The sequence below is a fragment of the Streptomyces sp. NPDC059256 genome, from assembly GCF_042753785.1.
GTDB lineage: Bacteria > Actinomycetota > Actinomycetes > Streptomycetales > Streptomycetaceae > Streptomyces.
Window position 1 is genome coordinate 313,002 of the sequence record NZ_JBHYZO010000004.1, and the last position, 11,444, is coordinate 324,445.

The window sequence follows — 11,444 nt, forward strand, 5'->3', positions numbered from 1 at the left end:
ACGAGCGGCTCGACGGGGGACGTGTCCCGTGTCGGGCCCTTCTCCTTGCTCCCTTGGCGCGCGCAGTCGAAGACCGTCTGCCGGCTCCAACACGGAGGCAGCTGGATGAAGGTTCTGGGCGAGGGCGGAGAGACGACTTCTCGGGCCTCGGACCATGGGCTGGGACCATGGGCTGGCTGAAGAGGGTCGAATGAGGGCTGTCTGACGTGGTTGAAGGCTGAGCGTGGGGGGTTACCGAGTTGCCTACCGATCCCGGGACATGAAGGCCGTGCGGTGGTCAACACACCCGGATGTACGGTCAGCGGACTCGGGACCGGTGCTCCATGGCCTCTCGTGCACGGTGCTCGGATCCATAGACCTCACACATATGGCGTCCGTTGGGGGTGAGGGTGTGCTCCACCTCCCACAGACTCAACTCGGTTCCGTCGAACAGCAGGAAGGCGTGTTCGTACAGGGTGAATCCGGCGTCCTTGCCCGCCATCAGGCATTGCTGTCCGAAGACCTGGGTGATGTGGTGCGCGAAGGCCGACCGCAGTACCTGAGCCGTCTCCTCGCCCGGACGGTCGACGTTCTCCGCGCGGCGCAACACGCGCCGCGCATGGTCCGCCGAGTTGTCCGGTACGTACATCCTGGGAAGCGGGGCGGGAGGCGCGGCGAGCAGCCGGGCGAGCAGGGCGAAGTCGGCGTCGATGCCGGACTGGCCGAGCGACTGCTCGTCCCCGCCCGGTCCGCCGATCGGGCCGATGAGTTGAGCGGCTTCGAGGTCGGCGATGGCTTCCAGGAGACCGGCCGTCTCCGGGAAGGTCGCACTGCCGGAGGGTGCCGCTGACCGTGGGTCCGTGTGGTGCGGGTCGGTCTCTGCGGTGTCGTATGGGCCGGCGGCCTCGTCATCGGCGAAGCCCGGGAATCCTGCGGGTAGGCGGGACGCGGCAAGCCGGACCTCCGCCTCCTCCTCGTACAACTCGTGCTGCTCGGGGCCCGCGGGTCCGGAGCTGTGCACCAACTCCCACAGCACGAGGTCGCTGCCGTCACTGAGGAGGTAGGCGTGACGGTAGGTCGCCCGGTCGAGCGTGCCGCTGTGATGCGATGAATGGAGCGAACTCGCGTGCGCCAGAGCCGAATCGAGTCTCTCGATCGTGGCATCGGGCAGTTCGAAGGAGTTGAGCGCCCGACCCAGAAGCCGCGCGATGTGCGACTCGGTTGTCTCATGCGGATCGTTCAATGGGGTCTCCTGGCCGTCGCCACACGTAACTTGTTGATTGCTAAAAGTAGCCCCTGGCTCTGACGGTGCGTCCCGGCTTCGGGAAAACGAAGGAACTCTTTGTGAAGTTCCCGCAGCCTTAACAAGCGGCATACTGCCTGGATCAGTTGATGTCGTAAAGCTCCCCGTACGAGGGGAATGAGCCACCTGGGGTGCTGGTCCCTTCTGCTGCCAGAACCGCCTTGACGATCGCTTCTGTGACCACGTCCGCGCCCGCAGCCAGCACATTGTTGAAAGCGAGTGGGTCCTCGTACGGAAGCGGCACCTCCTCGGTGGCGAGCGCGAAGACCGTGTCTCCATCACTCAGAAGATGCACCGGACGGACGGCGCGCGCAATGCCGTCGTGCGCCGTGCCTGCAAGCTTCTGCGCCTGCGCACGCGTCAGCGCAGCGTCGGTAGCGACCACCGCGAGTGTCGTGTTCAGTGGCGCGGGGCCACTGGCTGCCCTTGCCTCCGCAAGCCGGTGCACCGCCCTGGCATGGACAGCCGGGGAAGGCGGATGGGCCCGCTCGGCACCGCCGTTGACGCCGGTGAAATGCTGCCCGTACAACAAGCCCGTCAGTGGATCGACCACCGAGCCCACGGCGTTCACCACCACCAGGGCGGCCACGGTGATCCCGGCGCCGTCCGCCGCCATCCCCTCCACCACAACGCTCGCGGTCCCGACTCCCCCCTTGAGGCCCCCTGCAACGGCCCCTGTGCCGGCTCCGACCGTGCCCATGGCCACGGGTGCGCCCAGCGCTGAACCAGCCGCGTCCACCACGGCCGCCCGCCCGGTGGAAGCATCCGGCCGGGCGTGCCAGTCACCGCCACGGCCGAGGTCAAAGACACAGGCTGCCGGTACCACGGGCACCACCTGCCCCGGAGCGCCCACGGGGACGCCTCTGCCCTGCTCCTCCAGCCACGCCATCACCCCAGACGCCGCATCCAGACCGAAGGCGCTGCCTCCGGTCAGAACGACGGCTTCGATGCGTTGGACCAGATTGCGTGGATCGAGCGCATCGGTCTCCCGGGTGCCGGGTCCTCCTCCGCGTACGTCGACGGCGGCGATCGCACCTCCCTCGGGGGCGAGTACGACGGTGGTGCCGCTGAGCGCGAGAGCGCCGGGCACCTGTGCATGGCCGACGCGCAGCCCCGTCACATCGGTCAGGGCGTCGATCCTGGTCGTATCACTCATTCCCCTTGCGTATCACGTGGTCAGGGCATGGGAGCGGGAGCTGGTCGTCACGCCGACGGCGACCGTCGCAGCGAGCACCAGACCTGCCGCAAGGACCGCCCAGCCACCGGCGAAGGTGACGGCCAACACCGCGAGCGCTGCCAGCGGGAGCAGCAGTTGCTCCAAGGGGCCACGCTCGAAGTGCCGCGCGTGCAACAACCAGACGATCAGCAGAAAGACGGCTGCGGGGATGGTGACCGCGGCGGCAGCGGCCACCTCCGAAATGTGCGCCACGCCCACTGCGTGTTCGATCGCCACTTCCAGCCCCGCTCCGATCGCCGCCGCGGAGCCGAAGATCAGGACATGGCCGTAACCCCAGGGGGTCGCCTGCCGATTGGAGATCAGCCGCTCGTGCGCCGGTACGGCGAAGTAGATCCACCAGGCGGAGAAGATGATCAGTAGCCCACCGCCGGCGATCGGGAGTAGTTCGGCGACCGCCTGGTGCTCGTCCAGCGCCGACTGCACGGCCACCGTGCTCGCCGCCATCGTTTCGCCCAGCACGATCAGGGTGAACAGCCCGTAGCGCTCCACGATGTGGTGTGCGTGCCAGGGCGTTTCGTGGTGCCGCTCGGCGATGAGCGGCACCAGGAGTTCGGCCACGAGCACCACGGGGAAGAGCCAGTGCCGGGACTCCTGCGGCGCGAACAGCAGCACCACCCAGGCGGCCTGGCACAGGGCGATGCCCACCACGTACGTCAGAGCGGTCGACCGGGCCTGCCCCCGTTCGGCCGCGGCGGCGCGCAGCCACTGGGTGGCCAACGCCAGCCTCATGATCAGGTAGCCGGAGACGGCGATCGCCCAGTCGTTGTCGCTGAAGGCCCGTGGGATCCCGGCCGCGTAGACCAGGACACCGGCGATCTGTACCAGGGTGGCGAGCCGATAGGGCACGTCGTCGCAGTCATACGCCGAGGCGAACCACGTGAAGTTCATCCAGGCCCACCAGACGCCGAAGAAGACGAAGGCGTAGCCGATGACACCGCTGCCGGGATGGCCGTCGGCGAGGGAGTGGACCAACTGGAGGCCCGCCTGAGCGACCGCGACGACGAAGCAGAGGTCGAAGAACAGTTCCAACGGGGTGGCGGAGCGGTGGGGCTCGTCCCTTCGCCGCGGGACCATCGGACGCAGCGGCCCATAGCCCTCGTCCGTCGCCTCGGCTCCATCGGTGGAGTCGGGGCCATCCGCCTTGCCCACGGTGGGGGGAGCAGCCGCCTCAGCTCCCGTAGACCCTGCGGGCCCGGTGCCATGTGTGGAACCCGTACTCCCGGGGGGACCGGAGCCGGTGGGCTCGTCGACACCTGCCGCCTGCGGTGGCCGCTCGATGGGGTCGAGCGGCGGTTCGGGTACTCCCTATGTGTCCGAGGCGTTCGGATCACGGGGGTGGCCCGGGGTGTCCGAGCTGCCAGGAGACATCATGGGTCCAGAACAGCAGAGGCACCCCGCCCAGCACCGAGACGCGCACCTCCGGCGGCTGTTCGGCTTTCTCAGCCCGGCCGAGTGGGCTAAACGATCACCCCTCGGTGTGGGGACGCCCAAGGCACACGATGAGCTCGGGAGGCCCTGGCTGCGAGGGCTCGATGACCGCGCCACCCGGTTCTCAAGCGTCTGCTTCCCGTGTGCCCGGCTTCCGAGCACCCTGGGCGCAGCGCTGAGGACTCCCGCCCCAACCGGCCTCGCGGTCAGGGCGGCGCCAACGCCGCCCACGCCCGTGCCCACGTCCGTGCCCGTGCCCATGCGTCGCCACCCGACCGCGGCCGTCGGAGGGGCGCCCGGGGCGCTGAACGATCGGACCGGCTTCCACAGGCGCCTTGCTGCCCGGTGGAGAAGGTCCCGGACGGTGCGCGGGGTCCTCGGTCGTCGACTCGCAAGCAGCGTGCAGGGTGGTCGACCGGGACCGGCACGCAGAGCGCACGGTGGTCGATCCACAAGCCCCGGGGTCGGCGGTACCGGCAGTGCGTCCACAGCCCCGCCCCGGTCCAGGCCCTCGGTCCGCACCGGCTGTTCGGGCGCCGCCTGCTCGGATCCGGCGGGCGTGCGGCGCTGCTGGCCGGGGCGCGCAACACCGCCGTACCCTGGAGGCATGAGCACCGCCCCCGCCCCCGGATCGCGAGATGCGAAGCACCCCCGGCAGGAGCCGCCGAAGCCGAGGATCGACTTCGACGATCCGCTGGACCGGCAGTCCTCGGACGATACGGACCGAGGGTGGGGTGAGCGGCCTCCAACGAGCGGCGACGATGACCTTTCTCGCTTCCTCGATGAGAAGCCACCCCACCACGTGTGAAGCCCTGCGGCCCGATCTGTCGCTAGCTGCGGCCCGGGCCGGTGCCAGGGCCGCTTCCCGGTGCCGGACCTGAACCGGTGGAGCCGGTGGCGGTACCCCGCCCGGACTGAGCGATCAGCGTGTCGCGGATCTCCTTCAACACTTCCAGCTCCGACAGCTCCACGACCTCCTTCGCGCCTTCCTTCGCGGCGTCGCGGGCGGCCTTCTTCGCCAGGTACTTCGACATGGGCAGCACCATCAGGAAGTAGACGACGCCCGCGGTGATCAGGAAACTGAGGGTCGCGCCGAGGACGGAACCCCAAAGGATCTTGATGCCGTCGACCTCGCCGTTCACCACCTCGCAGGTCCCCTTGATGCAGGAGCTGTAGGAGTCCAGGTTCTTGGTGCCGAATGCGCCCACCAAGGGGTTGATAACGCCCTTGACCACGGCGTTGACGATCTGGGTGAATGCCGCGCCGATGACGACGGCGACAGCCAGATCGATCACATTGCCGCGCAACAGGAAGGTTTTGAAGCCCTCCAGGACGCTGACCTTCTGCTCGCTCAACACTGAGCCTTTCTTCGCATGTACAGGGGACGGGGTCAAACCCCCCGCAACCTAAGCCAACGCATGGCTGTGATGTCCACTTCAGCGGGATCGGGAGGTGACCAGACGGCACGCCAGTACGAGTGGACCCGCGTGGACGGGCGCGGGCAGGTGCGCGGGTGCGCTCAGCGCTGGCGTGGCCAGGGGGGTTGCTCGGTCGCCCTGGCAGGAGAACCGGGCCGAATGCGACGCTCACCGCAGGGTCACCGCCAACCTGGTGGCCGCGCTCGCCCCCGCCAGTTCGACGGCGGTGCTTCGAGGAACCGACAGCACGACCAGAGCACCACCATCTTCCGTGCCGTCGTCGGCTGCCGTGGGCACCTCTGTCACTCGGACTCCAGCCGCCACCACCCGGGCCGGAGGCTGCTCGCCCCGCCCGCCGGCTGGCGCATCCGGCACCGCGATCACATCGAGCCGATCTCCTGGCCTGAGCAGCCGGACCGTCTCCCCATCCGCGATGCGCACGGGCGCCGAGACCATCTCGACGGAGCTCGCGGGTGGCCTCGGCCGGGGTGGGACCGCGGAGGCGTTGCCGGCATCGCCGTCCTCCCCGCGCGCACTCGCGACCGCCAGGGCGGTCGCGACCAGCGCAAGGCCCGCGGCGAGCCCTTGCCGCCGCCGACGGCGAAGGGCCCGCCTCAGCCGATGTGCCCCGCCTTGGACCCGCAGGGGAGCGAACTCAGGAATCCGATGCGGCTCAGGAACGGCCGTGGCAGGAAGCGCGGGACCGCCCCTGACCGCCCTTTCCGACACGTCCGATGGAGCCAAGGCATGCGCTTGACCTGTCGATTGACAGCTGCACGGACGGGGGCGCCCCACGGGCCCCGTCATCGCGGGCGGTGGCGCAGAGCGAGCCATCGCGGCTCCGGGTACGGCCCCGGCCCCGGTTCCGGTTCCGGCCCCGGTTCCGGCTTCGGCCCCGGCCCCGGCCCCGGTTCCGGCTTCGGCCCCGGCTCCGGCCCCGGGCACACAAGAAGCCGCGGTGGGCGGCGGCTCATGGTGGACCGTCGTGGATGGGGCAACTGAGGAAGAGAACACCGCAGCAGAAGTCGGCCGGAAGACAGCCCGCCGCGGTGCCGCTGCCCTCGACCGCGCACCGGTGGAAGCAGAAGGATTCGTGTCCATGATCAGGAACCGCCCGTCGTGAGGAGCAGCCCCGGTCGCCCGGGGCCCTTTCGCCCCTCACCATCCCTGTTGCGCCACCAACCCGCTGTTGCCTGTGGACAGCGGGCCCGTTGTGGACAACTCCCTCACCGGATCGTGGCGTTCAAGCGCACCAGAGGTCGACGTACCGGCCAGCTGTCCACCGCAGTGACGTCCTTGGCCCTGTCCCCCTCAGGGCAGGTCGAACCCCAGGTCCCAGCCGGCGTGCGCGTCCACGCACAAGCAGTCCCGCTCATCCTGGCCCGGCAGCGAACCCACCGCGTCGAAAAGCACTTCCCGCAGCTGTCCCACCTTCTCGCCGAACACCCGCATCACCTCTGTGTGGGATACGCCATCGCCCGTCTCAGTACCGGCGTCCAGGTCCGTGACCAGAGCCAACGCGGTGTAGCAAAGGGCCAGCTCCCGGGCGAGCACCGCCTCGGGGTGCCCGGTCATCCCCACCACCGACCAGCCCTCGGACGAGAACCAGCGGGACTCGGCCCGGGTGGAGAATCGCGGCCCTTCTATGACCACGAGCGTTCCGCCGTCGACCGGCTCCCACTGCCGCCCGCGGGCGGCCTTGAGCGCCACGGTCCGCCCTGCCGTGCAGTAGGGGTCGGCAAAGGTGGTGTGCACCACGTTCGGAACGACGCCGTCCGCACGTGGGGCGCCATCGAAATAGGTCTCCGCACGAGATTTCGTACGGTCCACCAACTGATCGGGAACGAGCAGCGTCCCCGGTCCGTACTCCGGTCGGAGCCCTCCTACCGCGCACGGCGCCAGCACCTGGCGTACGCCCACCGAGCGCAAGGCCCACAGATTGGCCCGGTAGTTGATGCGATGGGGCGGAAGGTGGTGTCCACGGCCGTGCCTGGGCAGGAAGGCGACCTTCCGACCTGCCACTTCGCCCAGGAAGAGGGAGTCGCTGGGGCTGCCGTAGGGGGTATCCACCTGGATCTCCGTCACGTCCTCCAGGAAGGAGTAGAGCCCGGATCCACCGATCACGCCGATCTCTGCGTTCGTGTTCGCCATGCCGGCCACACTATCGACGCGCGCAATGCGACCGGTACGTCGCGGCAGCGTTCTTCGCGACATCCGTGGAGTGCCCGTGAGGCAGCTCTGAGGCACCCGTCAGGCAGCTCTGAGGCAGCTCTGAGGCATCCGTGAGCGGGTACGCGAAGGGTCCCGCCGTATGAGTACGGCAGGACCCGGGGCGTAGCAGAAATGCGGGTGGATACGGCGGTCGAGCTCGCAGCCGTACCGGACGGCGGCCCAGTCAGGCCGCCGCCAGAGAATCGATCAGGCCGCCGACGACGATGACGACGACGATGACGACGATGACGACGAAGAAGCGGATGACGAGCCCGAAGACGAGGACGACGAGGCTGATGACGTGCTCGCCTTCGTCTCCGAGGTCTTCGAGTCGGACGACTTCGCATCGGACGACTTCCCCGGCGTCGCCGAGGAACCGCTGCCCGTGGAGCTGCTCGACGAAGAGCCGCGGCTGTCATTGCGGTAGAAGCCGGAGCCCTTGAAGACGATGCCGACCGCCGAGAACACCTTCTTGAGGCGTCCGTCACAGCTCGGGCACACGGTCAGGGCGTCATCGGTGAACTTCTGCACCGCCTCAAGGCCCTCGCCGCATTCGGTGCACTGGTACTGGTAGGTCGGCACTGGTCTTCCTCCTGGCACTCTCACTCAATGAGTGCTAAACGACGGTCCATAGTGACGTATTCCGTTGAATCAGTCCACCGTCACTCGCGTGCGGTGATCCATCCCACTCGTCCCACGAGCTGCCACGAGCCCGGTGTCCGTGGTTCCGGCGGTGGCCGGTGTCAGTCGTGACCCTAGGGCGAGAAGGGTGACCAGGGCGAGCGCGGTCCCCACCAGGGGCACCACGAACCCGGCTGCTGAGCCGTGGGCATCGGCCAACTGCCCGGCCGTGGTGACCGCCGCGGCCTGGCCGAGGGCCACCGCACCCGTCAGCCAGGTGAACGCCTCGGTCCGCGCCGACGCCGGCACCAGCGGTTCGACGAGCGTGTAGCCACCGATCAGGGCCGGTGCGATGCAGAGTCCCACCAGCAGTCCGACCACCGCGAGCAGGGCGGGTGAGTCGATGGTCCACAGCACCGACGCCGCGAGCGTCAGTCCGATGTATCCGATCACCATCCGCCGTCGTGGACCGGTCTTCCAGGCGATGGCGCCGAAGACGACGCCCGCCAGCATGTTGCCCGCGGCGAAGATCCCGTACAGCAGACCGTTCGCACCGGGGTTGCCGATCTCTTCCGTGAAGGCCGTCAGCGAGACCTGCATGCCGCCGAAGACCGTGCCGATGCCGAGGAAGGCGACCACCAGGACCCGTACGCCGGGAATGGAGAACGCGGAGACCCGGGCCTGGGTGCCCACGGCGCCGTCGAAGCGGCGTACGGGCGGCTGGGTGCGCTTCTGAGCTGCGAAGAGAAGGCCGCCGACCAGGGTCAGCGAGGCTTCCGCGATCAGGCCGGCGGCGGGGTGGACCCCGGTGCACAGCGCCGTTGCGAGGACCGGGCCGACGACGAAGGTGAACTCGTCCGTCACCGATTCGAAGGCGGCTGCCGTCTGCATCAGCGGCGATCCGTCGAGCTTGGCCGCCCAGCGGGCGCGCACCATGGGGCCGACCTGGGGAACGGACGCGCCCGCGGGTACGGCCGCGGCGAACAGCACCCACAGGGAGGCGTCGGCCAGCGCGAGCGCGGTGAGGGCGGATACGGATGCGGTGTGCACCAGGACCCCGGGGAGCAGTACGGCGCGTTGGCCGTAACGGTCCGCGAGTTTGCCGCTCTGGGGGGCGAAGAGTGCCATGGAGACACCCGTGACGGCGGCGACGGCTCCCGCGCTGCCGTAGGAACCGGTCGTGTGCTGGACCAGCAGGACGATGCCGATGGTCAGCATGGCGAAGGGCTGTCGCGCTGCGAAACCGGGGAGCAGGAAGCCCCAGGCTCCCGGGGTTCGCAGCAACTGTCCGTAGCCCGGCCGCTTGCCGGTGGTGACCGTGGATGCCACGGTCCGTGCCTTTCTGCCGCCTGGTGGGCACTCCCATGGCGTGGCGGGAGCGACCGAGAGCTGTCCTCTATGCGCGCGGGACTGCGGTAGATACCGGGTCCCCACTGCGAACTGCGGAGGGCTTCTCGGCCGCCATACGGTCGCGCCAGCTCTGCGTCAGGCAGAGGTGGTCGATCAGATGTGCACTCATCGTACAGGGATCTTCAAAGGCGTCGATAGTCGACAATTGACGGGGCTGGGCATCAGTGCAGAAACGATCCTGCCGACGGGTGTGGACCGTGCGGTACCGCCTCCCCCAGCCCCTGCCTGGACGCCCCGTAACGGCACCGTCCCCCGCGCAGCGCCCGGACGGGAGACGGCACCCGGCACCAGCCCCCACGGTCCCGCACACGCACCCGTCCCGTGTGTCCACTCCGTGTGCCCGACCCGCCTAACCGGTCCCCAGCCATCCCGCCAGCTTCCCGCCCTGACCGACGGCCCGCAGTCGCTGCTCGGCCGCGTCCCGTACCGGGTCCGTGGCCACCACCAACAGTTCGTCACCCCGCCGCAGCACCGTCGTCGGCGAGGGCACGAAGCTCTTCTCGTCCCGGACGACGAGCGTGACCGCAGCTCCCGGCGGCAGACGCAGTTCGCCGACCTCCACACCGTGCATCCGCGACTCGTCCGGAATCGACACCGAGAGCAGATGCCCGCGCAGCCGCTCCAGCGGTGCGGACTCCACCCCCAGATCGGACGGTGCGCCCGGCCCGATCCGCAGCGCCCTGGCCAACCAGGGCAGCGTCGGCCCCTGCACCAGCGTGTAGACGACGACCAGGACGAACACGATGTTGAAGATCCGGGTACTGCCCGCCACACCGCTCACCATCGGGATGGTGGCCAGGATGATGGGAACGGCTCCGCGCAGTCCCGCCCAGGACAGCAGGATCTGTTCGCGCCGTGGCAGACGGAACGGCAGCAGGCTGATGAACACCGACAGCGGACGGGCCACCACCGTCAGCACCAGCCCCACCGTCACCGCGGGCCAGAAGTCGTCGACCAGTTCGTGCGGGGTCACCAACAGCCCGAGCAGGACGAACATCCCGATCTGTGCCAGCCAGCCGAGTCCCTCCGCGAATCCGCGGTTGGCCGGGGCGTGCGGCAGTTTGGAGTTGCCGAGGACCATCGACGCCAGATAGACGGCGAGGAACCCACTGCCGTGGGCCATCGCGCCGGCGGCGTACGCGACCACGGCGATCGCCATCACGGCGATCGGATAGAGCCCCGACGCGGGCAGTGCCACATGTCGCAGTGCGAAGGCGCCCAGGAATCCGGCCGCCAGTCCGATCGCCGCACCGATCGCCAGCTCCAGGGCGATCGTGCCGACCAGTACGTACCAGTGATCCACCGGTCCGGCCGCGGAGAAGGCGACGACCAGGATGACCACGGGCGCGTCATTGAAGCCCGATTCGGCTTCCAGCACACCGGTGATCCGGGATGGCAGGGGCACTTTGCGCAGTACGGAGAAGACTGCTGCGGCATCCGTCGACGACACCACCGCGCCGATGATCAGCGCCTGCCGCCACTCCAGACCGACCAGGTAGTGGGCCGCCGTGGCCGTGATGCCCACGCTGACCGCGACACCGACGGTCGACAGCGCGACCGCCACGGGCAGGGCCGGTTTGACCTCTTGCCACTTGGTCCCGAGCCCACCTTCGGCGAGGATCACCACCAGGGCGGCATAGCCGATGACCTGCGTCAGTTCGGCATTGTCGAACTTGACGTCGAAGAAGCCGTCCTGCCCTATGGCGATGCCGATGCCGAGATACAGCAACAGGCTGGGGAGTCCGCTGCGCGACGAGATCCGCACTGCCGCAACGGCGATGAGCAGCACGAGCGAGCAGACGAGCAGGAGTTCGTTGAGATCGTGGACAGTCAGTGG

General features: G+C 69.0%; 10 protein-coding genes. 1 reads left to right on the forward strand and 9 read right to left on the reverse strand.

Annotation, left to right across the window (positions count from 1 at the left end; translation table 11 throughout):
• Window positions 1–298: 298 nt before the first annotated feature.
• The 3 genes from ACFXJL_RS12845 to ACFXJL_RS12855 form a co-directional block, all read right to left on the reverse strand.
• Window positions 299–1,222, reverse strand: coding sequence for a DUF6227 family protein (locus ACFXJL_RS12845; protein WP_384635737.1), 924 nt, complete (start codon window positions 1,220–1,222; stop codon window positions 299–301).
• A 142-nt stretch (window positions 1,223–1,364) separates the two neighbouring features.
• Window positions 1,365–2,438, reverse strand: coding sequence for a P1 family peptidase (locus ACFXJL_RS12850; RefSeq protein WP_384691784.1), 1,074 nt, complete (start codon window positions 2,436–2,438; stop codon window positions 1,365–1,367).
• 12 nt (window positions 2,439–2,450) lie between these two features.
• Window positions 2,451–3,593, reverse strand: coding sequence for a low temperature requirement protein A (locus tag ACFXJL_RS12855; protein ID WP_384692128.1), 1,143 nt, complete (start codon window positions 3,591–3,593; stop codon window positions 2,451–2,453).
• A gap of 961 nt (window positions 3,594–4,554) precedes the next feature.
• Here ACFXJL_RS12855 and ACFXJL_RS12860 point away from each other — a divergent pair.
• Window positions 4,555–4,755 (forward strand): hypothetical protein, encoded by a 201-nt coding sequence (locus tag ACFXJL_RS12860; RefSeq protein WP_384691787.1) that lies wholly within the window; start codon window positions 4,555–4,557, stop codon window positions 4,753–4,755.
• A gap of 22 nt (window positions 4,756–4,777) precedes the next feature.
• Here the strand turns inward: ACFXJL_RS12860 and ACFXJL_RS12865 are convergent, their stop codons facing one another.
• The 6 genes from ACFXJL_RS12865 to ACFXJL_RS12890 form a co-directional block, all read right to left on the reverse strand.
• The gene (locus ACFXJL_RS12865) at window positions 4,778–5,302 is read right to left on the reverse strand and encodes an MscL family protein (protein WP_384691790.1); all 525 of its coding nucleotides are present in this window, start codon (window positions 5,300–5,302) and stop codon (window positions 4,778–4,780) included.
• Window positions 5,303–5,533: 231 nt separating this feature from the next.
• Window positions 5,534–5,806, reverse strand: coding sequence for an RcpC/CpaB family pilus assembly protein (locus tag ACFXJL_RS12870; protein WP_384691793.1), 273 nt, complete (start codon window positions 5,804–5,806; stop codon window positions 5,534–5,536).
• A gap of 870 nt (window positions 5,807–6,676) precedes the next feature.
• The gene (locus ACFXJL_RS12875) at window positions 6,677–7,516 is read right to left on the reverse strand and encodes an S-methyl-5'-thioadenosine phosphorylase (protein WP_358877218.1); all 840 of its coding nucleotides are present in this window, start codon (window positions 7,514–7,516) and stop codon (window positions 6,677–6,679) included.
• A 267-nt stretch (window positions 7,517–7,783) separates the two neighbouring features.
• Window positions 7,784–8,158 carry an FmdB family zinc ribbon protein gene (locus ACFXJL_RS12880; protein WP_384691796.1) on the reverse strand — a complete coding sequence of 125 codons (375 nt, stop codon included), beginning with the start codon at window positions 8,156–8,158 and terminating at the stop codon, window positions 7,784–7,786.
• Between the two features lie 69 nt (window positions 8,159–8,227).
• Entirely contained in the window at window positions 8,228–9,526 is a 1,299-nt protein-coding gene (locus ACFXJL_RS12885) for an MFS transporter (RefSeq protein WP_384691799.1), read from the reverse strand.
• Between the two features lie 430 nt (window positions 9,527–9,956).
• Complete coding sequence (locus ACFXJL_RS12890; protein ID WP_358877221.1) at window positions 9,957–11,396, reverse strand: potassium/proton antiporter; 1,440 nt, start codon at window positions 11,394–11,396, stop codon at window positions 9,957–9,959.
• Window positions 11,397–11,444: the final 48 nt, after the last annotated feature.